The following is a 25,561-nucleotide window of genomic DNA, read 5'->3' as shown; positions in this document are numbered from 1 at the left end:
CTCGCTCGCTCGCGCCTTTTCGCGTGAGCGACGCCGGAGCCGCTTTAGCTCAGCTGGTAGAGCACCTCATTCGTAATGAGGGGGTCAGGTGTTCGAGTCACCTAAGCGGCACCACTTCTCCTTACGTTTGTTTCGATCGCGCCGACGCCTCCGACGACGCCTGGCCTCGCGTGGGCGTCAGGCCGCCAGGGCGTGGATGGGCGCAGCCGTCGCCAAATCGGACGGGGCGAAACTGCGGACCTCGTGGTTGCCGCGATAGAGGTCGATGCGCTCCAGGCGCGGCCAGTCGCGCGCGACCTCGGTCAGGCCGCGCACGGCCTCGACCTCTGTGGCGCCCGGCAGGACGCACAGCTCGGGCGTGATCGCCTCGGGCGTGTGGATCAGACAATAGAAGACGTCCATGGGCGCGCTCCCAACCTTCAGTCGCCGTCCCCTTGCCGAAGACTGATGACAGGGAAGCGGTTGGAAGTGCGACGCTTTGGAGAAATCGAAGCCGGGCCGGCAACAGCCTAGCTGGCGAAGAACTGCTGGGTGCCGTGGGCCTCGATGGCGGCGGCCAGGCGCCCCAGGGCGTGGATATAGGCCGCCGTGCGCAGGGTGACGCCCTTGTCCTCGGCGATGGCCCAGACGGCGTCGCCCTCGGTCTCGATGATGGTCTTGAGGCGCGATTGGACCTCGTCCAGCGTCCAGTAGAAGCCCTGGCGGTTCTGGACCCATTCGAAATAGGACACCGTCACCCCGCCCGCGTTGGCCAGGATGTCGGGCAGGACCACCACGCCCTTGTCGGCCAGGATGCGGTCGCCCTCGGGCGTGATCGGACCATTGGCCAGCTCCAGCACCACCCTGGCCCGCACCGAGGCGGCGTTGCCGTCATGGATCATGTCCTCCATGGCCGAGGGGGCTAGGACGTCGCAGTTGACGGCGATCAGCTCTTCAGGCGGTATGGCCTTGCCTCCGTGGTCGGCCTGGACCACCGAGCGGCCGGCCGCCTTGGCCGCCAGCAAGGCGTCCAGATCCAGGCCGGAGGCGGCGTGGACGGCGCCGCCGGAATCCGACACGGCCACGATCTTGGCGCCGATGCTGCGGAACAGGCGCGCCACGTGCTGGCCGGCGTTGCCGAAGCCCTGGACGGCCACGCGCAAGCCCTCGGCCGGAAGGCCCAGCCGCTCGGTCAGGTGACAGGTCAGATAGAAGCCGCCGCGCGCCGTGGCGTCCTCGCGCCCGACCGAGCCGCCCAGGGCGATCGGCTTGCCCGTGATGACGGCGGGCGCGGCCTCGCCCTGGATGGAGGCGTATTCATCGGCCATCCAGCCCATGATCATGGCGTTGGTGTAGACGTCGGGCGCCGGGATGTCGCGATCCGGGCCGATGATGCCGGCGAAGGCCTGGACATAGGCGCGCGACAGCCGCTCCAGCTCGGCCTTGGACAGGCTCTTGGGATCGACCTGAACCGCCCCCTTGCCCCCGCCGTACGGCAGGTTGGTCACGGCGCACTTGACCGTCATCCAGAAGGCCAGGGTCTCGACCTCCTCGGCGGTCGAGGCCGGGTGGAAGCGGATGCCGCCCTTGGTCGGTCCGCGCGTGTCGTCATAGCGGCAGCGCCAGGCGAGGAAGGATTTGCGCGACCCGTCGTCCATCCGGATCAGCAGCCGGACCTTCATCGTCTCGCGCGGATATTTCAGCTTCTCCAGAACATCGCTATCGATCTGCACGTGGCGGGCGGCCTCGTCGAGACGGGTCAGGGCCGCGTCAAGGATGTTTGGATTCGGCATTATTGTTCCAAATGTCTAGGCATTGACCCGGGAGCCAGGGCGGAAACCGGTTCATTTTTCGGGGAAGAGTGGATTTTGCTGCCACACGGAATGCTGCAACGCAAGAGTCAGGGTGCGACTGCGAAGACATCGAAGAGCGCAGCAGGAGCCCCGGCCGACCCCATTCCCGCGACACAAGCCGCCTTGCACGTATAAGCATATCTTTATATGTCTGGCGGCGTTGTCGTCACGCAGGAGCCTGTCTTGGCCCGTTCGTCGTTCCTCTTCACCTCCGAGAGCGTCTCGGAAGGCCACCCCGACAAGGTCGCCGATCAGATTTCGGACGCCATCGTCGACCTGTTCCTGTCCAAGGACCCCGAGGCGCGGGTGGCCTGTGAAACCCTGACGACGACCAATCTGGTGGTGCTGGCCGGCGAAATCCGCGGCAAGGGCATCATGGATGTCGAAGGTAACTGGGCCCCCGGCGTCGAGCAGGAAATCGAGGATACGGTGCGCGGCGTGGTTCGCGACATCGGCTATGAGCAGGACGGTTTCCACTGGAAGACGCTGGAGTTCCAGAACCACCTGCACCCGCAGTCGGCCCACATCGCCCAGGGCGTCGACGCCGGCGAGGACAAGGACGAGGGCGCGGGCGATCAGGGCATCATGTTCGGCTACGCCTCGAACGAGACGCCGGAGCTGATGCCGGCCACCCTGGCCTACAGCCACAATATCCTGAAGGCCCTGGCCGAAGCCCGTCACTCGGGCAAGGAGCCGGGCCTTGAGCCTGACGCCAAGAGCCAGGTCACTCTGCACTACGAAGACGGCCGCCCGGTGCGCGCGACCTCCATCGTCGTCTCGACCCAGCACAAGGCCAACCTGAGCCAGAGCCAGGTCGCGGCCATCGTGAAGCCCTATGTCGAACAGGTGCTGCCGCAAGGCTTCATCACCGCCGAGACCGAGTGGCACATCAACCCGACCGGCACCTTCGTCATCGGCGGGCCGGACGGCGACGCCGGCCTGACCGGGCGCAAGATCATCGTCGACACCTACGGCGGCGCGGCCCCGCACGGCGGCGGCGCCTTCTCGGGCAAGGACCCGACCAAGGTCGACCGTTCAGCCGCCTATGCCTGCCGCTACCTGGCCAAGAACGTCGTCGCAGCGGGCCTGGCCGACCGCTGCACTATCCAGATCAGCTACGCCATCGGCGTGTCCAAACCCCTGTCGGTCCACGTCGACCTGCACGGCACGGGCAAGATCGACGAGGCGGTGCTGGAGCGCGAACTGCCCAGGCTGATCGGCGGCGCCTCGCCGCGCGCCATCCGCGAGCACCTGGGCCTGAACAAGCCCATCTATCGACGCAGCGCCGCCTATGGCCATTTCGGCCGCACGCCGGACGCCGACGGCGGCTTCTCCTGGGAGAAGACCGACCTGGTCGACCAGCTCAAGGCTCTGGCCGCCTGACTTCCTTAAGCGGCTGATAACACAGCTTGAAACGGGGGCGTCGCGGATCTGTTCGCGGCGCCCTCGACGCGTTCGGGAGGCGACGCCGCCATCGCGCCCTCAATCGCACACTTGCATCGCGGCGCGTCTGGTCCTTTAAGCGCGCCAAACTGCCTCCCCCGCCTTCCGACATGGCTCCTGAAAGGACTCCCCGACCGATGAGCAAGCCCGCCCCCAAGAAAGTCGTCCTCGCCTATTCGGGCGGGCTGGACACGTCGATCATCCTGAAGTGGCTTCAGACGGAATATAACGCCGAGGTGGTGACCTTCACCGCCGATCTGGGTCAGGGCGAGGAGCTGGCGCCCGCCAAGGAGAAGGCGCTGAAGCTGGGCATCAAGCCCGAGAACATCTTCATCGACGACCTGCGCGAGGAGTTCGTGCGCGACTTCGTCTTCCCGATGTTCCGCGCCAACACCGTCTATGAGGGCCAGTATCTGCTGGGCACCTCGATCGCCCGCCCGCTGATCTCCAAGCGCCAGATCGAGATCGCGCGCCAGGTCGGCGCCGACGCCGTCTGTCACGGGGCCACCGGCAAGGGCAACGACCAGGTCCGCTTCGAGCTGGGCTACTACGCCCTGGAACCCGACATCCGCGTCATCGCCCCCTGGCGCGAGTGGGACTTCAAGTCCCGCGAGGCCCTGCTGGACTTCGCCGAGAAGCACCAGATCCCCATCTCCAAGGACAAGCGCGGCGAGGCCCCCTTCTCGGTCGACGCCAACCTTCTGCACTCCTCGTCCGAGGGCAAGGTGCTGGAAGACCCGGCCGTCGAAGCGCCCGAGTTCGTGCACCAGCGCACCATCGCGCCGGAAGACGCGCCCGACACGCCGACCGTCATCACCATCACCTATGAAAAGGGCGATCCGGTCGCCATCGACGGCGAGGCCCTGTCGCCCGCCGCCCTGCTCACCAAACTGAACCAGCTGGGCCACGACAACGGCATCGGCCGTCTGGATCTGGTCGAGAACCGCTTCATCGGCATGAAGTCGCGCGGCGTCTATGAGACCCCCGGCGGCACGATCATGTTGGCCGCCCACCGCGGCATGGAGTCGATCACGCTCGATCGCGGCGCCATGCACCTGAAGGACGAGCTGATGCCGAAATACGCCTCGCTCATCTACAACGGCTTCTGGTTCAGCCCCGAGCGCGAGATGCTGCAGGCCGCCATCGACCACAGCCAGCAGAAGGTCTCGGGCGTTGTCCGCGTGAAGCTCTACAAGGGCAACGTCACCGTCATCGGCCGCGAGAGCCCCAACAGCCTCTACGACCAGGACCTGGTGACCTTCGAGGAAGGCGTCCAGGCCTACGACCACAAGGACGCGGAAGGCTTCATCAAGCTGAACGCCCTGCGCCTGCGCGTCCTGGCCAAGCGGGACGGCCAGAAGGGCTAAAACGCCCTCCTGAAACCCAAGCCTACCGGGGCCGGGCGATTCTCAGGATCGCCCGGCTTCTGTCATCCGTGACCCAGATGGAGCCGTCCGGCGCCGTCGCCATCGTCACCGGCGAGCCGCGCGGATGGCGCCCGGCGACCTTGTCCCAGCCCGGCGTCAGCACCTTGCCGTTCACGCTGGGCGCCCCCGCCGGATAGGACAGCGACCCGCGCGGATAGACGGCGTAGCGCCCGCCGATGTCGGTCAGGGGGCGGCCGGCTTCGTCCGTCTCGACCGCCACGATGCGCCCGGCCGTGCGACGAAAGCCGTGCCAGGTCATCAGCAGCCGTCCCTGCAACTCCGGGAACATCGCCCCTTCGTAATAGATCAGGTCCAGCGGCGCGGCGTGCGGCGGCAGCAGGGCGATCGGTCGTTCGCGCTCGTTGCAGCGCGCCTGACGCGCGGGCCAGCCCGGCAGGGGCGTGGTCAGATCGACGCAATAGGGCCAGCCGTAATGGCGCCCCTGCGTCAGCACGTTGATCTCGTCATAGGGATGATCCGGCGTCTCTAGATCGACCGAGTTCTCGGCCTGAAGCATCGTGCCCGACGGGTGCCGCACCAGGGCGATGGAGTTCCTCAAGCCTGAGGCGAAGACGGTGCTGTCCTCGGCCCAGCGGCCGTTCCCCAGATAGGCGTGGCGTCGCACCTGCGCCGTCGCGGCGTCCTCGACGCAGGCCCCGCGCGCATCCGCCTTCGGCTTGCCCGCCGCGTCCAGACAGCGGTCGCTGGGCGCCCCTACATTGACCAGCAGGTCGCCGTTTCCGTCGAAGACGAAGCTGGACAGGGGGTGGCGGTTGTCGTGCAGCCGGTTGTCCGGCAGGTCGCCGATGACGGTGCGGACGCTGGCCTGCGCATCGGCGGCGTCAGGGTCCAGCGTCAGGATGCGGTTCATCTCGGACACATAGATGCGCCCGTCCGGCCCGCGCTTGACCGTGTGCGGCATGGACAGGCCGCTCGCCAGCCGTCGCCAGCGCGCCGCGCCGTCCTGCGCAAACGACAGGCGCCACACCGCCCCCTTGCCCGCCTCCCACGCCCCCAGATCGGTGACCAGCCAGTCGCCGTCCTCCAGCGGCGTCAGGCCGCGCGGCATCCGCGGCCCGTCCCGCCCCGCCCCCTGCCACACCAGCCCGAGACAGTAGCCCGGCGCCATGCGCACCCCGGTCGCGGGGCGGCCGTCGCAATCGCCCTGAACCGCATAGGCCCGCCCTCCCGCCTGGGCCCGCGCCTCGCCCGGCGTCAGGCCGGTCGATAGAGCCAGGGCGCCGACACAGGCGGCGGCGGCGACGGAAACAGCGGAAAGGTTCGATTTCATCGGTCCATGCTGACGCTTGCGCTCGGCCCATGGCAAGGCCAACCTGCGGCCATCTCCGGTCGACCGGCCGGCGTATCCTTCTTGACGGCGTCAGCCGTCGCCAGCCGGAGTTCTCCGTTGAATCGTCTTTCCCTCGCCGTCGCCGCGGCGGCGGCCCTGTTCGCCGCCCCCGCCTTCGCCGCCGTCCAGGACCCGCCCCCGCCCGCTCCGGCGGTCACCGATCAGGCGCCCGTCTCGCCTGAGGAAGCCGCCTTCCAGGTCAAGGGCGAGGCCTTCGAGGCCGAGACCGCGCGCATGGGCGCCGAGCTGGAGACGATCATGGACGACGCCAGCCTGGACGCCGCGACCAAGAAGGCCCGCACCGACGCGGTCCTGACCCAGTATGAGCCCAAGTTCGCCGCCTTCGCGGACGAGTACGGCGCCTTCCTGCGCGTCATGGCCGAGAAGCCCGAGAACGCCGAGAAGAAGGCCGACATCCTCGCCGCCGCAGACGCCGCCCCGGCCGCGCTGCGCGGCGTGCCGGGCCAGCTCCGCACCGCCATCGAGGCCGCCCTGGCCGCTCCGCCGGCCCCGCCCGCCGTCGACTGAGGCCGACGCGGGATCGCGCCTTACCGCGATTTCACTTGAGCCGAACCCTCCTTCGGCGGACCCTGCGCGGCGTCCGTCGAAGGAGCTTCGCCATGATCCGCGCCCTGCCGCTCGCCTCTCTGTCCCTGGCCGCCGCCCTGGCCCTGCTGCCGGTCTCGACCGCCGTGGCCGAGGCGCAGAAGACCCCCGCCGAGACCCGCCTTGAATCCGCCGCCGCCGTCTTCGAGCAGAAGATGGAGGAGTTCGGCGCCCGCGCCGAGCGCATCCAGGACGATCCGGAGCTGAGCGAGACCCAGAAGGGCCTGCGGATCGCGGCCCTGTGGTCCGACTATCAACCTCACGTCGCCGACTTCACCGCCGAGGCCACGCGCCAGGCGAGCCAGATCGCCGAGGCGGCCCTGGCCGAGATCGACATCGACGCCATCGTCCGCGAGGCCATAGCCGGGGTCGAACCCATGGTTCACGGTCTGGCGGCCAACGGCGCCTGGGCCCAGGCCGATCCCGAACAGATGGTCACCTACGGCCTGGTGGCCCAGTACGGCATGGATCAGGCCCTGGACGCCGTCGACGAAGTGCAGGCCGCCCTGGCTGAAACGCCTGTTCCGCCCGCCCCGCCGGCCCCGCCCGTCGAAAGCTGAGGCCGCCGGCCAGCGACGGCTTGACGCAGCCCGCCGCGCGCCCGAAAGGGCCTTATGGCCACGCTACCTGTCGACCCGCATCTGTATCTGGCGTTTCTCGGCGTCATGGCCGTGATGGCGGTGACGCCCGGCCCCGCCAACATCTTCGCCGTCGCCACGGGGATGGAGAAGGGCAAGGCCGCCGCCCTGACCGCCGTCCTGGGCATGAACTCCGCCACCCTGGTGTGGTTCGGCGCCGCCGCCCTGGGCCTGGGCGCCCTGGTGATCGCCTTCCCCCAGGTCTTTCGCGTCATCGCCGTCCTGGGCGCCCTCTATGTCGCCTGGCTGGGGATCAAGGCCCTGCGCGGGGCCTTCGCCACCGCCGCCGAACCGGCCCATATCGAGGTCAAGCGAGGGCGCAGCGCCCTGATCGACGGCTTCATGGTCCAGATCGCCAATCCCAAGGCCATTCTCTTCTTCACCGCCGTCCTGCCGCCCTTCCTGGACATCAACCGTCCGCTGGCGCCGCAGCTGGCGCTGTTCGCCGTGACCACCGTCGGCATGGACGGCCTGTCGATGTGCGGCTACGGCCTGGGCGGGGCGGCCCTGGCGCGACAGATGACCGCGCCGCGTTTCCGCAAGGGTTTCGGCATTGTGGTCGGATGCCTTCTGCTCCTGGCCGCCGTCCTCATCGTCTCGCGTCTGTGATCCGCCGGGAATGAGCGATCGGGAACTTGACCATTCACCCCTCGTTCAGACCGACGGGCGTTCAATGAACGCTCAAGGAGAAACTTCCATGATCAAGCTTCGCAAAACCCCGGCGCTGATCGCCCTGGCGGGCGTGCTCGCCCTGGGCGCCTGTGCGACGGCTACGCCGTATCAGCCGGCCGGCGTCAACGGCCAGCGCGGCGGCTACGCCGAGCAGCGCCTCGAGGCCAACCGCTACGCCGTCAGCTTCTCGGGCAACTCCGTCACCTCGCGCGACCAGGTCGAGATGTCGCTTCTGCTGCGCGCGGCCGAGCTGACGGTCGAGAACGGCTACGACTGGTTCGCCACCGTGACCCGCGCCACCGACCGCGACACGCGGTTCTACACGACGCCGGACCCCTTCTACTACGACCGCTACGGCCCCTATTGGGGTCCGTCCTGGCGCTTCTACCAGCGCGGCTACTGGAGCATGTGGGACCCCTACTGGGGCCGGGACCGCGACATCCGCCAGGTCGATCGCTATGAGGCCACGGCCGAGATCATCATGGGCCGCGGCTCCAAGCCCGCCGGCGACATGAACGCCTTCGACGCCCGCGAGGTCATCAACAACATCGGCCCCCGCGTCATCCGCCCGGCGTCTTGAAAGAGGGGCCGCTAACGCTCGCGACGCGGTCGCTCGCTGCTTGAGCGGCCCTGGTGAGAGCCGCTGCTCCGGCGATCCAGGCTGACACGACAACGCCCGCTTCCGACGACGGAAGCGGGCGTTCCCGCATTCAGCCCCTTCGCGTCAGCCGATGCGCGGGTTCTTCAGGCGGCGCTTGTTCGCGTGGGTCGCCGGCGCCGTGCCCAGGGCCTCGGGCACCTCGCCCTTGAAGTAGAAGCGCTGCCACGCCTCCTTGGCCGCGTCGGGATCGCCCGAGGCCAGGCGGGTGTTGAAGTCGGTGCGCGAGCGGTTCCAGGCTTCGAACTGGTCCCTCATGCCGGGATTGGACTCCAGCGAGCGGATCACCGGCTCGAACTGCTCCACCTTGCGGTGCTCGACCGGCAGGATGAAGCAGAAGGGCTCGCCCTTCTCGAACTTGATCCGGCCCGGCCGGGTGAAGATCCAGTTCATGGTGAAGGGGAAGGGCAGCCAGTCCGTCTCGATCAAGCCCGCCAGCGGCTGGATGCCGTCCTTGACGTGGTTGGGCGAGCCCTGCGCGATCAGCCCCCACCCCGGCGGCGTGCGGAACAGATACTGCGGGTGCATGGTCAGCACCCCGCGCGAGAAGTGCGAGCTGACGAAGTGGTCCATCTCCGGCTGGTGCCGGTCCGGCGTGATCTTGATGTCGTGCTGCGACGGCCCGCCGTTCCACTCGGCCGTGAAGCCGAACGGGCACAGGATCTCCCACCCCGTGGTGTTGGCCATGGTCAGCGGCAGGCAGCGATAGGGGTGGCGACTGGCGAAGGCGTCCATCCAGTTGCGCGACTGGCGCCCCGGCACCAGGTCGCACGGACGCGCATTCATCGGATAGCATTCCAGTTCCAAGACGCGGCTCCCAAGCTTGACGAACAGAGGGGTGATGACGAGGGTCTGCCCCTCCCCTATCGCCCCCGCCGCCCGCCCGACAAGACCGAGATGCCCTCCAAAATCGCCGCCGCCGCCGAAACCCCGACTTCGCCCTCGCCCGATCCCGCTTACGACCGCGCCCGCCTGCTGGCCTGGATGGCCGAGCACGGCGTCGCCCAGACCACCCACGACCACCCCGCCGTCTTCCGCGTCGAGGAGGGACTGGACCTCAAGGCCGCCCTGCCGGGCCTGCACACCAAGAACCTCTTCCTCAAGGACAAGAAGGGCCGGCTGTGGCTGATCTCGGCCGCACAGGACACGATCATCGACCTGAAGCGCGCCCACCGCGCCATGGGCTCGGACCGCCTGTCCTTCGGCAATGAGACCCTGTTGTGGGAGACCCTGGGCGTCCGTCCTGGCTCGGTCACGGCCCTGGGCCTGATCAACGACCAAGAGCGCCGCGTGACCTTCGTCCTGGACCGCCGCCTGTGGGAGGCGGCGGTCGTCAACTTCCACCCCCTGGCCAACACCGCCACCACCGCCCTGGATCAGTCTGACTTCCGTCGCGTGCTGACGTTGCTGGACCGGGAGCCGATCGTGGTGGACTTCGACGCTCTGGACTGATCTTTCCTAGAACGATATGAACCATATACGAATCGTATATGGAGCAGCCCCACATGGGCATCGTCAACATCGAGGACGAACTGCACGAACAGCTGCGCCGCGCCAGCAAGGTCTCGTGCCGCTCAATCAACGCCCAAGCCGCCTTCTGGATCAAGATCGGCATGCTGGGGGAGCTGAACCCCGGCCTGACCTTTCAGGAGCTGGCCGCGCGCGAGCTGAAGGCGGCGGGCGTCTCCGCGCCCGACTTCGCCTCCGATCAGGCCGCCGCGTGACCAAAACCCCGGCCGAGATCGAACTGATGGCCGAATCCGGCCGCCTGCTGGCCTCGGTCTTCACCTGGCTGGACGACCTGCCGATGGCGGGCATGAACACCCTGGAGATCAACGACCGGGTCGAGGCCTTCATCGTCGACAACCTGGCGGCGCGTCCCGCCAGCAAGGGACAATACGGCTACGGCTTCGTGCTGAACGTCTCGCCCAACCACGTCGTCTGCCACGGCGTGCCGTCGCGCAACGACGTGCTGAAGGACGGCGATATCGTCAACCTGGACATCACGCTGGAGAAGAACGGCTTCATCGCCGACTCCAGCAAGACCTATCTGATCGGCCCGGTCGCCGGTCCCGCCCGCCGCCTGGTCCAGACGACCTATGAGGCCATGTGGAAGGGCATCCGCGCCGTGCGCCCCGGCGCCACCCTGGGCGACGTCGGCCACGCCATCGAGCGCCATGCGACGCGGCGCGGCTATTCCATCGTGCGCGACTTCTGCGGCCACGGCATCGGCCGCGAGATGCACGAGGCGCCGCAGGTGCTGCACTTCGGCCGCCCCGGCGCGGGCCTGACCCTGCGCGAAGGCATGGTCTTCACCATAGAGCCGATGCTGAACCAGGGCCGCCGCGCCATTCGCACCGAGGACGACGGCTGGACCGTGGTCACGGCCGACGGCAAGCTGTCGGCCCAGTTCGAACACACCGTCGCCGTCACCGGCGACGGCGTCCGCGTCCTGACCCTTCGCCCCGACGAGCGACGCCTGGCCGCCTAACCTGCGCCGACACGGAAAGCTCTGTTTCCGCACTGTTTCTCGGGAGCGACGAGGCGTAAGATCAACGTTCGATCACACGCCGCGTACAAGGCGGTTCCATCGCGTCAGGCCCTGGAAGGGGACGGTGCATGAGACTGTTCTGGAAAGCCTTCGCCGTTGGCGGAGCGGGCTTGGTGCTGGCCGGGCCGATGACCGCCCTCCCCACGTCCGACGCCGGCGCCCCGCTGCGTCTTGAGCGCCTGTTCGGCGGCGTCTGCGGACCGGGTTCCGGCGGCGGCGCCCTGGCCCGCAGCCTGCTGGTCGCCTCAGCCGTCGCGGCGCCCGCCAGTCAGGCCCGGCCCATCCCTCTCTATCCCGACCTGACGACCTCGCCGTTCAAGGCGACCACCGACGACGCCGGCGCCCAGGCCTATTTCAGCCAGGGTCTGACGCTGGCCTACGGCTTCAACCACGCCGGGGCCGTGCGCTCCTTCCGCGAGGCGCAGAGCCGCGATCCCGAATGCGCCGCCTGCTGGTGGGGCGAGGCCATGGCCCTGGGCCCCAACATCAACGCCCCGATGGACGAGCGCGACCGGGCGGCGGCGCTCAAGGCCCTGAACCGCGCCCTGGTTCTGAGCGCCGGGGCCGCGCCGCACGAGCAGGCGCTGATCGACGCCCTGGGCCTGCGCTACTCCGACGATCCGACGGCCGACCGCGCCGCCCTGGACGCCGCCTATGCCGACGCCATGCTGGTCGCCGCACGTCGCTTTCCCGACAACGACGACGTCGCCGTCCTGGCCGCCGAGGCGGCGATGGACACCACGCCGTGGAACTATTGGGAGGCCGACCAGCGCACCCCCGTCGGCCGCATCGGCGACGCGATCCGCCTGATCGAGACGGTTCTGGACCGCAGCCCCGACCATCCGCAGGCGGCCCATCTCTATATTCATCTGATGGAGGCCGCCGATCCCGCGCGGGCCGAGGCGGCGGCCGACCGTCTGGCCGCCGCGCGCCCCGCCAGTGCGGGCCATCTGGTGCACATGCCCGGCCACATCTATCTGCGGCGCGGCCGCTACACCGAGGCCATGCGCCTGAACCTCGCGGCGGCGCGCGCGGACGAGGCCTTCATCCGCGACACCAACGACGAGAGCCTGGTCCGCTACGGCTACTATCCGCACAACATCCACTTCATCGTCGCCTCGGCCCAGATGGCCGGCGACATGGATACGGCCCTGCGCGAAGCGCGGCGCCTGCGCACCGTGCTGGACCCGGCGACCTCGGCCCGCATCGCCTGGGTCCAGGTCATCGACGCCGCCCCCTATCAGGCCCTGGCCCAGTTCGCCGAACCGCGCGCCGTCCTGGCCGCGCCCGCCCCTGACGCCCGCCTGCCCTACGCCGCCGCCATGCGCCACTACGCCCGCGCCGTCGCCCACGCCCAGTTGCGCGACCAGAGAAGCTTCGACCGTGAAATGGCGGCGCTCAACGCGCTGAAGGCCTCCCCCGCCCTGGCCGAGATGGTCGCCCAGGGCGTGCCCGCGCCCGATCTCCTGGCCCTGGCCGAGGCCGTGGCCTACGGGCGCATGGCCATGGCGCGCGGCCGCCCCGCCGAGGCGACGGAGCATTATCGCCGCGCCGCCGATCTGGAGGCCGCCCTGCCCTATATGGAGCCCGCCTTCTGGTACTATCCGGTGCATCAGTCGCTGGGCGCGGCCCTCTATCAGGCCGGGCGTCCGGACCTGGCCGCCGACGCCTTCCGCCTGGCCCTGGCCCAGACGCCGAACAACGGCTGGGCCCTCTACGGCCTGGCCCGCGCCGAGGCCGCCCAGGGCCGCGCCGCCGAAGCCGCCGCCGCCGACCAGGCCCTCAAGACCGCCTGGCTGGGCGACGCCCGCTGGCTGCGGATGGACCGGCTGTAGGGGCGCTACGCCCTGTTCTGACGCACCGCCCCGCTATGGCATGACGCAGCCGCCTCTCATTCTTCCTTCTCCCCTTGCGGGAGAAGGTGGCCCGACAGGGCCGGATGAGGGGTCTTGCGCCAGCCGATGAGAGCGATGAGGCAGAACGTCAGAAACCCCTCATCCGTCTCGCTCCGCGAGCCCCCTTCTCCCACAAGGGGAGAAGGGGATGCTGGAGCGCCATCCATCCTACCCAAGGAGGAGATTTCAGACGTTTCAGACGAATTGGACTCTGTTTTTTCCGCTTCGCCCGCTTTCGCCTGCGGCAAGGCGCGCTTTCGGCTTGATGCGCACGCATCCCGACGCCATCTGATCCGTTACCTTCCTTCGACCCCCATGCGGACCCGACCATGACCTTCGCCGACCCGTCCCTGACCACCCCGCCCGACCTGATCAAGGACGGGACGGACGCCACCTTCATGCAGGACGTGGTCGAGGCCTCGAAACATCAACCGGTCATCGTGGACTTCTGGGCCACCTGGTGCGGCCCGTGCCGTACGCTGGGTCCCGCTCTGGAGAAGGCCGTGCGCGCCGCCAAGGGGGCGGTGAAGATGGTCAAGATCGATGTCGACGCCAATCCGGCCTATGCCGGCCAGCTGCGGGTTCAGTCGATCCCGACCGTCTACGCCTTCGTCAACGGCCAGCCGGTCGACGGCTTCCAGGGCGCCGTGCCCGAGAGCCAGATCAAGGCCTTCATCGACAAGCTGACCGGCGGCGAAGGCGTCAACACCGATGTCGAGCAACTGCTGTCGCTGGGCGAGGAATCCCTGACCCTCAACGACCTCGGCGGCGCGGCCCAGGCCTTCGCCCATGTGCTGACCATGGAGCCCGACAACCAGAAGGCCATCGCCGGCATGGCCCGCGTCTATCTGGCCGAGGGCGACGCCGAACAGGCGGCCCAGACCATCGCCATGGCCCCGGCCGATTCCACCGAGCCGACGGTTCAGGCCGTGCGCGCCCAGCTGTCCCTGGCCTCGGCTGCGCCTGCCGGCGCGACCGCCGAACTCGAAGCCCGGCTGGCCTCGAACAAGAACGACCACGAGGCCCGCTTCGACCTGGCCCAGGCCCTGGCCTCGGCGGGCGATCTGAAGGGAGCCGTCGACCACCTGCTGGCCATCGTCCAGGCCGACCGCGAGTGGAACGAACAGGCCGCCCGCAAGCAGCTGCTGACCGTGTTCGAGGCCGCCGGCCCCGCCAGCGAAGTCGCCCGCGACGGCCGGCGGCGCCTGTCCTCCCTGCTGTTTTCCTGACGGCGCGATCATGGCTCAGGGCTACGTCAAGGCCAGCGAACTTCCCCAGGTGATCCCGGTCTTCCCCTTGCCGGGGTCCATCCTTCTGGCGCGAGGCCAGCTGCCGCTGAACGTGTTCGAGCCGCGCTATCTGAACATGGTGGACGACGCCATGGCAGGCGACCGGATGATCGGCCTGATCCAGCCGGTCGGCCCCGCCGGGGTGAACCCGCCCCTCACCCGCGTCGGCTGCGCCGGGCGGATCACCAGCTTCGCCGAGACTTCCGACGGCCGCTATCTGATCACCCTGACCGGGGTGTGCCGCTTCGCCGTGGCCGCTGAGATGCAGGTGCGCACCCCCTATCGCCAGGTGCGGGCCGACTTCCTGCCCTATGAGGCCGATCTGCGCGCCCCCGATCCCGACGAGGCCTTCGACCGCGAGCCCTTCCTGTCGGCCCTGGCGCCCTATCTGGCCGGGCGCGGGCTGGACATCGACTGGGACACGGCCCGCGCGGCGCCGCAGGAGGCCCTGGTCAACAGCCTGGCCATGGCCCTGCCCTTCGAGCCGCCCGAGAAACAGGCCCTGCTGGAGGCCCTCAGCCTGACCGACCGCGAGGCCGCCCTGACCGCCCTTCTCCGCATCGAGGCCGTCGCCCCCGACGACGACGAGCCCGGCCCGGCGATGCAGTAGTCTCAGCACGCTCGACGCGGTAAACACACGGCCAACAGAACGGGGCGCCCGGCGCCCTCAAGCAGCGAGCGCCCACGGCGCGAGCGATAGGGCACCTAAATTATGAGCGACGCCTTCAACACCCCCGTCTCGGTCGATCCCCGCCTGCTGGAGGTGCTGGTCTGCCCGGTCACGCGCGGCCGCCTGACCTATGACCGCGAGCGCAACGAACTCGTTTCGGCGGGCGCCAAGCTGGCCTTCCCCATCCGCGACGGCGTGCCGATCATGCTGGCCGAAGACGCCCGCCCGCTGGACTGAGCCGCCGCTACGCGGCGAGCAGCAGAACGCCGACAACGGCCCTCAAGCAGTGAGCCGCCGCCGCGCGGCGAACGATAGGGCCTCTTTAAAGCGCCTCGCCTCGCAAGAGGCGGGGCAGGTCCCCCGTCGCCCCGCCCGCCTCATGCATGAAGGCCCGGCGCAGGGGGGCGATGCGGTTGACCGCCGCCATGCCCAGATCGCGGGCCAGCCGCACCGGGGCGATGTCGTTGGAGAACAAGCGCACGAAGCCGTCGAAGCCCGCCGCCAGCGCCGCCGTGTCGAACCGGCGCCAGCGGGCGTAACGCTCCAGCACCAGTTCCGAGCCGATGTCCTCGCCGATGCGGGCGGCCTCGGTCAGCACCTCGGACAGGGCGGCGACGTCCTTCAGGCCCATGTTCAGCCCCTGCCCCGCCACCGGGTGCACCCCGTGGGCGGCGTCGCCGATGATGGCCATGCGCGGGGCCGTCAGCCCCTCGGCCAACTGCAGCGACAGGGGATAGACGAAGCGCGGCCCCTCGATCGTCAGCCCGCCCAGAAAGTTGCCGAACCGCCGCGTCAGATGGGCGTGGAAAGCCTCGTCCGAGGCCGAGCGCAAGGCCTCGCCCCGGCGGGTGCTTTCGGTCCAGACCAGATTGGCCCGGTTCTCCGTCAGCGGCAGGATGGCGAAGGGGCCGTCCGGCAGGAAATACTCATGGGCGACGTTGCCGTGCGGCTTCTCCATGCGGACCGTGCAGACCACGCCGCTTTGTTGATAGGTCCAGCCGAAGACGTCGATGCCCGCCGCGCGGCGCACGGTCGAGTTGCGACCCTCGGCCCCGATCACAAGCGGCGCCGACAGGGTGGAGCCGTCTTTCAGCGTCACCGTCGCCCGGCCCGGCCCGACCGCCACATCGGCCACCGCGGCGGGGGCGCGGACCTCCAGCCCCTGAGCCTTGACCAACTCGGCCAGGGCGGAGCGCAGGCGACGGTTCTCGACCATATAGCCCAGCGGCTCGCCGCCGTTGCGGTCCCCGATCTCGTCCGCGTCGAAGCGGATATAGGCGGCTGAGGGCTTGCGGCTGGCGGCGCCGGGGCGACGGCCGTCCGTCACCAGAATGCGGTCCATGCGGCAGGCGTGCGGCTCCAGCGCCTCGCCCAGTCCCAGAGCCTTCAACATCCGGAAGTTGGCGTAGGAGACGGCCGTCGCCCGCCCGTCGAAGGTCGGCGCCAGCTGGGCGGTGAACGGCTGGGGGTCCACCATGACGGGGCGCAGGCCGCCCTGCGCCGCCGCGAGCGCAAAGGTCGCCCCGACCAGCCCAGCGCCGGCGATGATGATGTCGTAGTCGTCCGATCCGCTCATGCTGTCGTTCTAAGCCCCTATCGCGCGTCACGCCACCACAAGCCCGCCTGCCTGATGGGACATAAGGGCTCATCCCCGCCCGCAAAGACCGGGCTGGTAAATGCCGCTTTAACCTTATGGGAGGCACTAAGGGGCGGAGTCTCGCTTTCAGTCCCATTTCTGGGGGTTCGCCTTCATGTCCGTCGCCCTCGCGCTCGGCCAACGCGTCTGGAGCACCGTCCGCATCGTCTGGGCGGCGCCCTTCGCCGTGCGGTTCAGGGGGTGCTGCAGGCCATGCTGGCCGCCCTTCTGCTAGTGGCCCTGATCTCGTGGAATCCGGCCGACCCCAGCTGGAACGCCGCATCGGCCCAGGCGCCGACCAACTGGCTGGGCGGCGCCGGCGCGACCTTCGCCGATCTGATCATGCAGTCGCTGGGACTGGCGGCCTGGCCCGCCGTCCTGCTGCTGATCGCCTTCGGATTGGCGGTGGCGATCGGCGACGCCCTGCAGCACCGGCTGCAGCCGACGCCGTTCAAGATCTTCTGCGCCGTCGCGGGCGTGCTGCTGCTGTCGGCGGCCCTGTCGGCCCCGGCGGCGCCTGCCAGATGGCCGCTGGCGGCGGGCCTGGGCGGGCTGTGGGGCGACGCCGTCACCGGCCTGGCCGCCAACGGCCTGGGCGCGCTGAAGGTGCCCGGCGCGCGCATCATCCTGGGCCTGCTGTTCCTGGCGCTGGCGCTGTGGAGCCTGGCCTATACCGTGGGCCTGCGCCTACGCGACTTCACCGACACCGCCGGCTGGGCCGCCCAGAAGGGCGCCGAGGCCCGCGCCGCCCGACCGGCCAAGGCCGCCAAACCGGGCAAGGCCCCGCGCGCCGTCGCCGAGGCCGCCGCCCCGGCCCGCAAGCCGCGCCATCGCCTGCCCGAGGCCGACGACATGGAGACCGACGGCCCGCTCGCCTCAACCGCCCAGGCGGCTCCAGCTCCCGCCGTCGACGCCTATGATGATGCGGACGCTGACGCGCCCGACGCCTACACCCCGCCGTGGGAGGACGCGGCCCCCGCCCCCATCGCCCCGCCCTCGGCCCGCCCCAGCCGCCCGGCCGAGCCCAAGGTCGCGGCGGTCAAGGCGCCCAAGCCCGTCCGCAGCGACACCGATCAGCAGGCTTTCGATTTCGCGGGCGAAGGCGGCTTCGAACTGCCGCCGCTGGGCATTCTGGCCAAGCCCGCCCAGCGCGGCGGCGCCGTCGACGAGGAGTCGCTGAAGGCCAACGCCAAGATGCTGGAGGGCGTGCTTCAGGAGTTCGGCGTGCGCGGCCAGATCGACCAGATCCGCCCCGGCCCCGTCGTCACCCTGTATGAATTAGTGCCCGCGCCCGGCGTGAAGCACGGTCGCGTCGTGGCGCTGGCGGACGACATCGCCCGCTCCATGTCGGCCCGCGCCTGCCGCATCAGCGTGGTTCAGGGCCGCAACGCCATCGGCATCGAACTGCCCAACGCCAAGCGCGAGACCGTCTTCCTGCGCGACCTGCTGGCGTCGGGCGAGTACGACAAGAAGAGCCATCTGCTGCCGCTGGCGCTGGGAGAAACCATCGGCGGCGAGCCTTACGTCGCTGATCTGGCGCGGATGCCCCACCTGCTGATCGCGGGCACCACCGGCTCGGGCAAGTCGGTCGGGGTCAACGCCATGATCCTGTCGATCCTGTATCGCCATTCGCCCGCCGAGTGCCGCTTCATCATGATCGACCCCAAGATGCTGGAGCTGTCGGTCTATGACGGCATTCCGCACCTGCTGGCGCCGGTCGTGACCGATCCCAAGAAGGCGGTCGTGGCCCTGAAGTGGACCGTGCGCGAGATGGAGGACCGCTATCGCCGGATGTCCAAGCTCGGCGTCCGCAACGTCGCCAGCTACAATGAGCGCGCCCGCGAGGCCCAGGAAAAGGGCGAGCATTTCGAGCGCACCGTCCAAACCGGCTTCGACGAACAGGGCCGCCCCGTCTACGAGAGCGAGAAGATCCGCCCCGAGCCCATGCCCTATCTGGTCGTGGTCATGGACGAGATGGCCGATTTGATGCTGGTGGCGGGCAAGGACGTCGAAGGCGCCGTTCAGCGTCTGGCCCAGATGGCGCGCGCGGCGGGCATCCACCTGATCATGGCCACGCAGCGCCCGTCGGTGGACGTCATCACCGGCACCATCAAGGCCAACTTCCCGACCCGGATCTCCTTCCAGGTCACGTCGAAGATCGACAGCCGCACCATTCTGGGCGAACAGGGCGGCGAGCAGCTGCTGGGTCAGGGCGACATGCTCTATATGGCGGGCGGCGGACGCATCACCCGCCTGCACGGCCCCTTCGTCGGCGACCAGGAGGTCGAAGAGGTCTGCAAACACCTGCGCGCCCAGGCCGAGCCGGAATACCTCGACCTGATCACCGACGAACCGGACGGAGACAGCGACGGCGCCATGGGCGATGAAGGCGGCGGCACCGGGGACGACCTGTATGACCGCGCCGTGGCCGTGGTCACGCGCGACCGCAAGGCCTCGACCTCCTACGTCCAGCGCCGCCTGCAGATCGGCTACAACCGCGCCGCCACCCTGATCGAACGCATGGAGCAGGAAGGCGTCGTCAGCCCTGCGAACCATGCCGGCAAGCGCGAAGTGCTGGCCGGACCGCCTCCTATGGTTTGATAGTCGGCTTCGCCGAGGCGCTACGCTCGCGACGCGGTCGCTCGCTGCTTGAGCGCCAATCGCGCGCAAGGGGAACAACATGCCCCGGCCGACGCTTAAACCCCTCACGTCCTCAAGCAGCGAGCCGCCGCGCGGCGAGCGCTAGGACACTAAATCCATGAACGCCGCTTCATCGGAGCGCCGGAATATGGTCAGGCTGGCGTCATCAGCCTGCCGGATGAAGCCCTCATCCTCATCAGGTCGAAAACCGTTCAGAACGGGAGAAGAAAAGACATGAGCATTTCCCGCCGCGCCTTCGGCCTCGGCTCCGCCGCCCTTGTCGCGCTCGCCGCCGCCCCCGCCGCCGTCTTCGCGCAAGCCGGATTGTCCGCGGACGATCAGGCCGTGCTGCGTCAGGCCCAGACCTATCTGACGGCCATGACCACGGCCCAGGGGACCTTCGTCGAGACCGGGCCGAACAATCAGCGCCGCACCGGCCGCTATTATCTGCAGCGCCCCGGCAAGATGCGGTTCGAATACACCGAACCGGCTGGCCTGCTGGTGGTGGCCGACGGCAATAACGTCAGCCGCTGGGATCCCCGGCTGAACGTCTTCCGCCAGGCCCCGCTGGGCCAGACGCCGCTGTCGACCTTCCTGGCGCGCGAGGTCCGGCTGGATCAGGGCGTGACCATCGACCGGGTGACGCGCATGGATTCGGGCGCCTTCGCCATTACCGCCCGCGACGCCAAACGGCCGAACGAGGGCTCTGTGATCCTGGCCTTCGCCGGGTCGCCTGTCCGCCTTCAGGAGTGGACCATCACCGATGCCCAAGGCTCGCGCACCAGGGTGCAGCTGACCACGCTGGAGCCCGCGCCCGGCCTGGCCGCCAGCCTGTTCCAGCTGCGCGATCCGACCCGGCGCAACCGACGCAACTGATCCCGGCGGCGCCTCGACCGCCGCTCATAATTACAAATATGACAGTTTGACCTTTTTTGTTGCCCGTGACACTTTGGGCACAGGACGGCGGCGGCCGTCCCGCCCGCCACGGATTCATCCCCGCCTGGCGGCGAGAGAGACGAACTTCATGCGCCCGGACCTCGCTCCGGGCGCCTTTTTATTAAGCCGAAGACCTTGCACGGCCGTCGGCTTAGACCCCGCGACGGCAAGCTGCTAAGCCCGGTCGCATGAGCCTTCGCATCGTCACCTGGAACATCAACTCGGTCCGCCTGCGCATCGATCAGGTCGCCCGTTTCGTCGCCGAACACGCCCCGGACGTCCTGTGCCTGCAGGAGATCAAATGCACCGAGGACCAGTTCCCGCGTCAGGCCTTCATCGACATGGGCCTGCCCCACTTGCGCGTCGGCGGCCAGAAGGGTTGGCACGGGGTGGCGATCGCCAGCCGCCTGCCCATCGCCGACAGCCCCAGGCTGGACGTCTGTCGCGAGGGCCACGCCCGCTGCGTCTCGGCCGTGGTCGAGGGGGTCGAGGTTCAGAACTTCTACATCCCGGCGGGCGGCGACCTGCCCGACCGCGAACTGAACCCTAAGTTCGACCACAAGATGGATTTCTATGAACGGCTGACCGCCGAGATGAAGACCCGCGACCGTCAGCGGCCCCTGGTCCTGGCCGGCGATTTCAACATCGCGCCCGGCGAGAACGACGTCTGGAACCACCGCTTCATGTCCAAGGTGGTCAGCCACACCCCCGGCGAGGTCGAGACCCTGTACCGGCTCCAGGACGCCGGCGGTTTCACCGATGTGGTGCGCGACCAGATCCCCGATCCGACCAAGCTGGCCAGCTGGTGGAGCTATCGCGCCAAGGACTTCCGCAAGTCGAACCGGGGCCTGCGCCTGGACCACCTGTGGACCTCGCCCGGCCTAACGCCCGCCGTGGTCAGGGGCAGCGCCCGCATTCTGGACACGGTGCGCGAATGGGAGCGACCCAGCGACCACGCCCCGGTCGTGATGGATCTGGACCTCTGACGCGGCGTCAGAACGGGAAGAAGATCGGGATGGCCACCATGGCCGCCGCCCAGGTGATCAGGTTCAGCGGCGTGCCGACGCGGACGAAGTCCATGTAGCTGTAACCGGCCATCTGATAGACGAGGACGTTGGTCTGATAGCCGAAGGGCGTGGCGAAGGCGGCCGAGGCGGCCATCATCACCGCCACCAGGAAAGGCCGCGGATCGACGCCCAGGCTCTCGGCCAGGGCGACGGCGATCGGCGTCACCAGCACCGCCACCGTGGCGTTGGACAGAAGCTCGGTCGCGAAAAGGGTCACGCCGTAGAGCACGATCAGGGCGCCCAGCGGCCCGAACGGGCGGATCACTTCGATCAACAGGCCCGCGCCCTGCGCCGCCAGCCCCGTCACCTCGATGGCCGTGCCGACCACCACCATGCCCGCGATCAACAGCAGGATGTCCGGCTTCAGGCCCGAATAGGCCTCTTCCGGCGTCAGCACGCCCAGCAGGATCAGGGCCACCGCCCCGGCGAAGGCCGCCGCCGCGATCGGGGCGATCCCCAGGCCCGCCGCCGCCACCACCAGGACGAAGACCGCCAGGGCGATCAGCGCCCGCTTCCACTGCAGGGGACGGTCGGCCGAGGCGTAGAGGTCCACGTCGCCCAGATGGGCGTCGCCCGTGCCGTCACGCTGGCTGCGGCTTTCGCCCAACTGGGCGAGGGACGGCAGGGAGAAGGGCAGACGCCACCGGCGCGACGTCTTCGCCGCCTGAGCTTCCGCCTCGAGACGTTCGCGTTCGGCCTCGGCCTCTTCCTCGGCGCAGGCGGCGCGGCCCAGCTGCCGGGCGCCGACGAAATAGAGCCACAGACCGCCGACCAGGGCGATGACCAGGCCCACAGGGGTGATCTCGAACAGACTGAACACCGGCTGACCAGCGTTGCGCGCCATGTCGTTGACCAGAAGGTTGGTCGAGGTGCCGATCAGGGTCAGCAGGCCCCCCATGACCGTCACATGGCTGAGCGGCATCAGGAATCGTTTGGGCGAGAGCTTCAGCGACCGGGCCATGTCGCGCACCACCGGGGCGGCCAGCACCACCACCGGCGTATTGTTCAGGAAGCCGCCGACCGAGCCGCACAGGCCGATCACCACCCAGATGCCCGTGGCGCCGAAACGCCGACACAGCCCCGTCGCCTTGCGGATCATCAGGCCCAGCAGGCCCGACAGTTCGATGGCGTAGGCGATGACGAACAACCCGGCCAGGGCGATGACCGCCGGACTGGCGAAGGCGCTCTGAACCTCGACCGGGCGCACCACGCCGAACAGCAGCAAGGCCGCCGCGCCGCTGAGCGCGACCACGTCGGAACGCATCCGGCCGTGGATCATCACCCCGACCACGGCGACCAGGACGATGAGAGCGATGATCTGGTCCAGCGTCACCCGCGCAAGACCCCCTTTTTCAGCCCAGCCTCGACCGCGATCACGGGTCAGATCACGGGTCGGGGCGTCAACCAGCGTTTCCCGTGTTAGGCTGGTTCCATGTCGATCACAACGACCCGTCTCGCCGCGCCGCTCGCCCTGGCGGCGGCCCTGCCGTTTCTGACGTGGTGTCAGCGGCCGCCGGAGCCTGCCGCGCCTGCGAATCCGACCCCGCCGCCGACGGTCGTGCTGGATTCCACGCTGAACCGAGCCGCCCTTCTGGCCGCACTGACCGAGGCTGGAACGGCCTTGGCCGACGGACAGACGCGCGATGCCGCCCTGACCGGCCGCACCGTGTCGGCGCGCCTGCCCTTCGGCTGCGGCGGCGAGACGAACGTCGTCGGAGAGGCGGGCGGCCTGCCCCGCCTCGCCCGCAATGAAGACGGCAGCCTGACCTTGACGGTCACGCCCGAAGATCTGAGCGCGTCGGCGCTGGTCCCCGCGACCCGCGAAGGGGCGGTCGACAAGTGGGAGGCGGTCGAGGGCTTCTGGATCGCCCGGCCATGGAGCAGCCTGGACGTCTGCCCGACGTCAGCGGCTCAGCCCGCCCCCGCGCCTGATCCCACGCCTTCGCCGGCTCAAACTGCGGACAAGACGCCCGCCGAGGGCAAGACGTTGGAGGCCAAGACTGTCGAGACCGTCGCGTCGCCGCCAGTCGTCCAGCCGGAGCGCAGCGCCGGTCTGGCCGCCGTGTTCGAAACGGGCGGCTCTCGCTTGGGCCGTCGTCAGGGCCAGGCCTATGTCCATGTCATTCGGGGAGAGAAGGGCGTCGCTCCGACGCCGGCGCCGGGCGGCTACGCCCTGCGGCTGGAAGGTCGGCTGACCGCCTTCGCGGACGGCAAGGCCGTCCATTGCGTCCAGAAGGACGCCGAAAGCCGTCCGGTCTGCGTCGCCGCGCTGCGGCTGGACCGACTGGCCTTCGAGGATGGGGCCACGGGCGCCCTTCTCAGCGAATGGCGCCCGCGTTGACTTAAGCTCAGGCCGCGCCCAGCAGCTTGGCGCCGGCCAGCACGCCCAGCAGGATCAGGGTGACGCTGCCGGTGAAGACCACGATGCCTTCGAACGAGAAGCTCGAGGCGCGGGGATGCACGAGTTTCATGACTTGCTTCCTTTCGGCTAGGGAGTTCCGAACGGTCTCAAGATAGGAAGCGCAGCCGCTGGAAACAAACCACGGTTAGGCCGCGTCGAGTGACCTCAGGTCAACTGATCCGCTTCTGCGTCCCGATCCGGCCGCGATTCGGCCACGATCCAGTTGAGGAAGCGACGCAGCTTGGGTTCGTCCGCCCGTTCCGGCAGGACCACCGCCCAATAGGCCAGGTTGTTGGTCAGGGCGTGGTCGACCGGCTGGATCAGGCGCCCTTCGCGCAGATCGTCCGCCGCCAGGGGCGCCGAGGTCAGGGCCACGCCGCGCCCCGACAGGGCCGCCTCCAGCGCCAGATGGCTGTGGCTGAAGTGCGGGCCGCGCAGGTGGTTCACGCGCGGATCATCGACGCCGGCGCTCTCGAACCAGGCCTTCCAGCCCATGCGGTCGGCGTAGGGCATGTCATGCCAGGTCTCGTGGATCAGCACCACGTCCAGCAGATCGGCGGGCTGGTTCAACCGCCGGGCGGCGGCGAAGGACGGGGCGCAGACCGGGATCAGGCGCTCATTGATCAACCGTCGCGCCGTCTGGCCCGGATAGGGGCCTTCGCCGTAACGCAGCGCCACGTCCGCCTCGCCGTTCGACAGATCGGCGAGGCGATCCTCGGCGAAGACGATCAGGTCGAGATCGGGGTTCTCCTCGCTGAAGCGATGCAGGCGCGGCGACAGCCACTTGCTGGCGAGGGACGGCAAGGCGGTGATGCGCAACTGGCGCGAGCGTCCGGGGCGGACCGCCTCCAACGCGCTTTCCAGCCGCTCGAAGGCGTCGGCGACGCCCTGGGCCAGGCGCTTGCCGTCGGCGGTCAGCCGCACCGAGCGATTGAAACGGTCGAACAGGCGCAGGCCCAGCCGCATCTCCAGCGCCTTCACATGGCGGCTGACGGCGCCGGGGGTGACGCCCAGCTCCTCGGCCGCCTCGCGGAAGCTGCTGAGGCGAGCCGCTGCGTCGAACGCCCGAAGCGCCACCAGCGGCGGGGTCGGGCGACGCTCGCTCATCCGAGGGTCAGGGCTGGAGTCGGTAGCCGCCGGCGTCGGTCAGCAGCAGCCGCGCCTGGCCCGGCTCGGCCTCGATCTTCTGACGCAGGCGATAGATGTGTGTCTCGAGCGTGTGGGTGGTGACCCCGGCGTTGTAACCCCAGACCTCGGTCAGCAGCTCTTCGCGCGAGACCGGTTTGGCCCCGGCGCGATAGAGATACTTCAGGATGTTGGTTTCCTTCTCGGTCAGCCGGACCTTCTTGCCCTTGTCGTCGACCATCAGCTTGGAGGCCGGGCGGAACTCATAGGGGCCGACCTGGAAGACGGCGTCCTCGGACTGTTCATGGCTGCGCAGATGAGCGCGGATGCGCGCCAGCAGGACCGCGAAGCGGAAGGGTTTGGTGACGTAGTCGTTGGCGCCGGAGTCGAGCCCGAGGATGGCGTCCGAATCCGACGACTGCGCCGTCAGCATGATGACCGGGGTGGACACGCCCGCCTTGCGGATCAGACGACAGGCCTCGCGGCCGTCCATGTCGGGCAGGTCGACGTCCAGAAGGATGAGGTCGGCCCGCGCCTCCTTGGCCTGACGTACGCCGTCGGTCGCCGTCGCGGCCTGGGCCGGACGGAATTCCTCGTGAAGCGCCAACTGCTCGGCCAAGGCCTCCCGCAGGTCGTCGTCGTCATCGATGATCAGAATGGTCTTGGGCGTGCGCATGGTTTCTTTAGAATGGCGAGGCTTGGGCCGAACGCCAAGGGCGCCGGG

The 25,561-nt window shown here is 69.1% G+C and carries 26 protein-coding genes and 1 tRNA gene; 18 read left to right on the top strand and 9 right to left on the bottom strand.

Features of this window, described 5'->3' with window-relative positions; translation table 11 throughout:
- The first annotated feature begins 38 nt into the window (after positions 1 to 38).
- A tRNA-Thr gene (locus AC52GN_RS15685) sits at positions 39 to 114 on the top strand.
- 63 nt (positions 115 to 177) lie between these two features.
- Here the strand turns inward: AC52GN_RS15685 and AC52GN_RS15680 are convergent.
- A complete protein-coding gene (locus AC52GN_RS15680; protein ID WP_312219700.1) occupies positions 178 to 402 on the bottom strand; it encodes an oxidoreductase in 225 nt (74 codons plus the stop codon).
- A 107-nt stretch (positions 403 to 509) separates the two neighbouring features.
- Positions 510 to 1,772: a Glu/Leu/Phe/Val family dehydrogenase gene (locus AC52GN_RS15675; protein ID WP_496527680.1), complete on the bottom strand. Its 1,263-nt coding sequence runs from the start codon at positions 1,770 to 1,772 to the stop codon at positions 510 to 512.
- Between the two features lie 243 nt (positions 1,773 to 2,015).
- Between AC52GN_RS15675 and metK the strand changes: the two genes are divergently transcribed.
- Together metK and AC52GN_RS15665 are read left to right on the top strand one after the other, a co-directional pair.
- A complete protein-coding gene (metK, locus tag AC52GN_RS15670; RefSeq protein ID WP_496527679.1) occupies positions 2,016 to 3,215 on the top strand; it encodes a methionine adenosyltransferase in 1,200 nt (399 codons plus the stop codon).
- Between the two features lie 197 nt (positions 3,216 to 3,412).
- A complete protein-coding gene (locus tag AC52GN_RS15665) occupies positions 3,413 to 4,642 on the top strand; it encodes an argininosuccinate synthase (protein ID WP_496527678.1) in 1,230 nt (409 codons plus the stop codon).
- Positions 4,643 to 4,664: 22 nt separating this feature from the next.
- Here AC52GN_RS15665 and AC52GN_RS15660 read toward each other — a convergent pair whose 3' ends face one another.
- The gene (locus AC52GN_RS15660; protein ID WP_496527677.1) at positions 4,665 to 5,993 is read right to left on the bottom strand and encodes a PQQ-dependent sugar dehydrogenase; all 1,329 of its coding nucleotides are present in this window, start codon (positions 5,991 to 5,993) and stop codon (positions 4,665 to 4,667) included.
- Positions 5,994 to 6,110: 117 nt separating this feature from the next.
- Here AC52GN_RS15660 and AC52GN_RS15655 point away from each other — a divergent pair, with 117 nt between their 5' ends.
- The 4 genes from AC52GN_RS15655 (at position 6,111) to AC52GN_RS15640 (ending at position 8,549) form a co-directional block, all read left to right on the top strand.
- The gene (locus tag AC52GN_RS15655; RefSeq protein ID WP_343829980.1) at positions 6,111 to 6,581 is read left to right on the top strand and encodes a translation initiation factor IF-2; all 471 of its coding nucleotides are present in this window, start codon (positions 6,111 to 6,113) and stop codon (positions 6,579 to 6,581) included.
- Positions 6,582 to 6,673: 92 nt separating this feature from the next.
- Entirely contained in the window at positions 6,674 to 7,219 is a 546-nt protein-coding gene (locus AC52GN_RS15650; protein WP_496527676.1) for a hypothetical protein, read from the top strand.
- A gap of 54 nt (positions 7,220 to 7,273) precedes the next feature.
- Entirely contained in the window at positions 7,274 to 7,906 is a 633-nt protein-coding gene (locus AC52GN_RS15645; protein WP_312219695.1) for a LysE family translocator, read from the top strand.
- A gap of 88 nt (positions 7,907 to 7,994) precedes the next feature.
- Complete coding sequence (locus AC52GN_RS15640; protein ID WP_343829982.1) at positions 7,995 to 8,549, top strand: CC0125/CC1285 family lipoprotein; 555 nt, start codon at positions 7,995 to 7,997, stop codon at positions 8,547 to 8,549.
- A gap of 144 nt (positions 8,550 to 8,693) precedes the next feature.
- Here AC52GN_RS15640 and AC52GN_RS15635 read toward each other — a convergent pair whose 3' ends face one another.
- On the bottom strand, positions 8,694 to 9,434 hold the full coding sequence (locus tag AC52GN_RS15635; RefSeq protein WP_343829983.1) for a DUF6065 family protein: 741 nt from the start codon (positions 9,432 to 9,434) through the stop codon (positions 8,694 to 8,696).
- Positions 9,435 to 9,524: 90 nt separating this feature from the next.
- Here AC52GN_RS15635 and AC52GN_RS15630 point away from each other — a divergent pair, with 90 nt between their 5' ends.
- From AC52GN_RS15630 to AC52GN_RS15600, 7 genes are all read left to right on the top strand, one after another.
- Positions 9,525 to 10,079: a prolyl-tRNA synthetase associated domain-containing protein gene (locus AC52GN_RS15630; protein WP_496527675.1), complete on the top strand. Its 555-nt coding sequence runs from the start codon at positions 9,525 to 9,527 to the stop codon at positions 10,077 to 10,079.
- A 38-nt stretch (positions 10,080 to 10,117) separates the two neighbouring features.
- Positions 10,118 to 10,351, top strand: coding sequence for a ParD-like family protein (locus tag AC52GN_RS15625; RefSeq protein WP_496527674.1), 234 nt, complete (start codon positions 10,118 to 10,120; stop codon positions 10,349 to 10,351).
- On the top strand, positions 10,348 to 11,118 hold the full coding sequence (gene map, locus AC52GN_RS15620) for a type I methionyl aminopeptidase (protein WP_496527673.1): 771 nt from the start codon (positions 10,348 to 10,350) through the stop codon (positions 11,116 to 11,118). The genes AC52GN_RS15625 and map overlap by 4 nt, the downstream gene beginning before the upstream one ends.
- A gap of 128 nt (positions 11,119 to 11,246) precedes the next feature.
- Positions 11,247 to 13,013 carry a hypothetical protein gene (locus tag AC52GN_RS15615; RefSeq protein WP_496527672.1) on the top strand — a complete coding sequence of 589 codons (1,767 nt, stop codon included), beginning with the start codon at positions 11,247 to 11,249 and terminating at the stop codon, positions 13,011 to 13,013.
- A gap of 389 nt (positions 13,014 to 13,402) precedes the next feature.
- On the top strand, positions 13,403 to 14,302 hold the full coding sequence (trxA, locus tag AC52GN_RS15610) for a thioredoxin (protein WP_496527671.1): 900 nt from the start codon (positions 13,403 to 13,405) through the stop codon (positions 14,300 to 14,302).
- Positions 14,303 to 14,312: 10 nt separating this feature from the next.
- Positions 14,313 to 14,972 carry an LON peptidase substrate-binding domain-containing protein gene (locus AC52GN_RS15605; protein WP_291780372.1) on the top strand — a complete coding sequence of 220 codons (660 nt, stop codon included), beginning with the start codon at positions 14,313 to 14,315 and terminating at the stop codon, positions 14,970 to 14,972.
- A 102-nt stretch (positions 14,973 to 15,074) separates the two neighbouring features.
- Positions 15,075 to 15,269 (top strand): Trm112 family protein, encoded by a 195-nt coding sequence (locus AC52GN_RS15600; RefSeq protein WP_003166576.1) that lies wholly within the window; start codon positions 15,075 to 15,077, stop codon positions 15,267 to 15,269.
- 85 nt (positions 15,270 to 15,354) lie between these two features.
- Here the strand turns inward: AC52GN_RS15600 and AC52GN_RS15595 are convergent, their stop codons facing one another.
- The gene (locus AC52GN_RS15595; protein ID WP_496527670.1) at positions 15,355 to 16,608 is read right to left on the bottom strand and encodes a UbiH/UbiF/VisC/COQ6 family ubiquinone biosynthesis hydroxylase; all 1,254 of its coding nucleotides are present in this window, start codon (positions 16,606 to 16,608) and stop codon (positions 15,355 to 15,357) included.
- Positions 16,609 to 16,881: 273 nt separating this feature from the next.
- Between AC52GN_RS15595 and AC52GN_RS15590 the strand changes: the two genes are divergently transcribed.
- From AC52GN_RS15590 to xth, 3 genes are all read left to right on the top strand, one after another.
- Positions 16,882 to 19,269 carry an FtsK/SpoIIIE family DNA translocase gene (locus AC52GN_RS15590; protein ID WP_496527669.1) on the top strand — a complete coding sequence of 796 codons (2,388 nt, stop codon included), beginning with the start codon at positions 16,882 to 16,884 and terminating at the stop codon, positions 19,267 to 19,269.
- 273 nt (positions 19,270 to 19,542) lie between these two features.
- Positions 19,543 to 20,184, top strand: coding sequence for a LolA family protein (locus AC52GN_RS15585; protein WP_496527668.1), 642 nt, complete (start codon positions 19,543 to 19,545; stop codon positions 20,182 to 20,184).
- 248 nt (positions 20,185 to 20,432) lie between these two features.
- Positions 20,433 to 21,230: an exodeoxyribonuclease III gene (gene xth / locus AC52GN_RS15580; RefSeq protein WP_496527667.1), complete on the top strand. Its 798-nt coding sequence runs from the start codon at positions 20,433 to 20,435 to the stop codon at positions 21,228 to 21,230.
- A 7-nt stretch (positions 21,231 to 21,237) separates the two neighbouring features.
- Here xth and AC52GN_RS15575 read toward each other — a convergent pair whose 3' ends face one another.
- Positions 21,238 to 22,644: an SLC13 family permease gene (locus AC52GN_RS15575; RefSeq protein ID WP_291780386.1), complete on the bottom strand. Its 1,407-nt coding sequence runs from the start codon at positions 22,642 to 22,644 to the stop codon at positions 21,238 to 21,240.
- A gap of 99 nt (positions 22,645 to 22,743) precedes the next feature.
- On the opposite strand from AC52GN_RS15575, the gene AC52GN_RS15570 reads away from it, so the two are divergent.
- Complete coding sequence (locus AC52GN_RS15570) at positions 22,744 to 23,652, top strand: hypothetical protein (RefSeq protein WP_496527666.1); 909 nt, start codon at positions 22,744 to 22,746, stop codon at positions 23,650 to 23,652.
- Between the two features lie 7 nt (positions 23,653 to 23,659).
- Here AC52GN_RS15570 and AC52GN_RS15565 read toward each other — a convergent pair whose 3' ends face one another.
- The 3 genes from AC52GN_RS15565 to AC52GN_RS15555 form a co-directional block, all read right to left on the bottom strand.
- Positions 23,660 to 23,782, bottom strand: coding sequence for a hypothetical protein (locus AC52GN_RS15565; RefSeq protein ID WP_256375772.1), 123 nt, complete (start codon positions 23,780 to 23,782; stop codon positions 23,660 to 23,662).
- 95 nt (positions 23,783 to 23,877) lie between these two features.
- The gene (gcvA, locus tag AC52GN_RS15560; protein ID WP_496527665.1) at positions 23,878 to 24,819 is read right to left on the bottom strand and encodes a transcriptional regulator GcvA; all 942 of its coding nucleotides are present in this window, start codon (positions 24,817 to 24,819) and stop codon (positions 23,878 to 23,880) included.
- A 7-nt stretch (positions 24,820 to 24,826) separates the two neighbouring features.
- Entirely contained in the window at positions 24,827 to 25,513 is a 687-nt protein-coding gene (locus AC52GN_RS15555) for a response regulator transcription factor (protein WP_121481813.1), read from the bottom strand.
- Positions 25,514 to 25,561: the final 48 nt, after the last annotated feature.

Source organism: Brevundimonas sp. SS2672, assembly GCF_059579685.1.
This window is presented reverse-complemented; position numbering and strand designations above follow the sequence as displayed.

What these genes read in the sequence shown, in the direction of transcription:
- AC52GN_RS15680 (WP_312219700.1), bottom strand. Translation starts at nt 402, where the DNA reads ATGGACGTCTTCTATTGTCTGATCCACACGCCCGAGGCGATCACGCCC.
- AC52GN_RS15675 (WP_496527680.1), bottom strand. Translation starts at nt 1,772, where the DNA reads ATGCCGAATCCAAACATCCTTGACGCGGCCCTGACCCGTCTCGACGAG.
- AC52GN_RS15665 (WP_496527678.1), top strand. Translation starts at nt 3,413, where the DNA reads ATGAGCAAGCCCGCCCCCAAGAAAGTCGTCCTCGCCTATTCGGGCGGG.
- AC52GN_RS15660 (WP_496527677.1), bottom strand. Translation starts at nt 5,993, where the DNA reads ATGAAATCGAACCTTTCCGCTGTTTCCGTCGCCGCCGCCGCCTGTGTC.
- AC52GN_RS15650 (WP_496527676.1), top strand. Translation starts at nt 6,674, where the DNA reads ATGATCCGCGCCCTGCCGCTCGCCTCTCTGTCCCTGGCCGCCGCCCTG.
- AC52GN_RS15645 (WP_312219695.1), top strand. Translation starts at nt 7,274, where the DNA reads ATGGCCACGCTACCTGTCGACCCGCATCTGTATCTGGCGTTTCTCGGC.
- AC52GN_RS15640 (WP_343829982.1), top strand. Translation starts at nt 7,995, where the DNA reads ATGATCAAGCTTCGCAAAACCCCGGCGCTGATCGCCCTGGCGGGCGTG.
- AC52GN_RS15630 (WP_496527675.1), top strand. Translation starts at nt 9,525, where the DNA reads ATGCCCTCCAAAATCGCCGCCGCCGCCGAAACCCCGACTTCGCCCTCG.
- AC52GN_RS15625 (WP_496527674.1), top strand. Translation starts at nt 10,118, where the DNA reads ATGGAGCAGCCCCACATGGGCATCGTCAACATCGAGGACGAACTGCAC.
- AC52GN_RS15615 (WP_496527672.1), top strand. Translation starts at nt 11,247, where the DNA reads ATGAGACTGTTCTGGAAAGCCTTCGCCGTTGGCGGAGCGGGCTTGGTG.
- trxA (WP_496527671.1), top strand. Translation starts at nt 13,403, where the DNA reads ATGACCTTCGCCGACCCGTCCCTGACCACCCCGCCCGACCTGATCAAG.
- AC52GN_RS15605 (WP_291780372.1), top strand. Translation starts at nt 14,313, where the DNA reads ATGGCTCAGGGCTACGTCAAGGCCAGCGAACTTCCCCAGGTGATCCCG.
- AC52GN_RS15600 (WP_003166576.1), top strand. Translation starts at nt 15,075, where the DNA reads ATGAGCGACGCCTTCAACACCCCCGTCTCGGTCGATCCCCGCCTGCTG.
- AC52GN_RS15595 (WP_496527670.1), bottom strand. Translation starts at nt 16,608, where the DNA reads ATGAGCGGATCGGACGACTACGACATCATCATCGCCGGCGCTGGGCTG.
- AC52GN_RS15590 (WP_496527669.1), top strand. Translation starts at nt 16,882, where the DNA reads ATGCTGGCCGCCCTTCTGCTAGTGGCCCTGATCTCGTGGAATCCGGCC.
- AC52GN_RS15585 (WP_496527668.1), top strand. Translation starts at nt 19,543, where the DNA reads ATGAGCATTTCCCGCCGCGCCTTCGGCCTCGGCTCCGCCGCCCTTGTC.
- xth (WP_496527667.1), top strand. Translation starts at nt 20,433, where the DNA reads ATGAGCCTTCGCATCGTCACCTGGAACATCAACTCGGTCCGCCTGCGC.
- AC52GN_RS15570 (WP_496527666.1), top strand. Translation starts at nt 22,744, where the DNA reads ATGTCGATCACAACGACCCGTCTCGCCGCGCCGCTCGCCCTGGCGGCG.
- AC52GN_RS15565 (WP_256375772.1), bottom strand. Translation starts at nt 23,782, where the DNA reads ATGAAACTCGTGCATCCCCGCGCCTCGAGCTTCTCGTTCGAAGGCATC.
- gcvA (WP_496527665.1), bottom strand. Translation starts at nt 24,819, where the DNA reads ATGAGCGAGCGTCGCCCGACCCCGCCGCTGGTGGCGCTTCGGGCGTTC.
- AC52GN_RS15555 (WP_121481813.1), bottom strand. Translation starts at nt 25,513, where the DNA reads ATGCGCACGCCCAAGACCATTCTGATCATCGATGACGACGACGACCTG.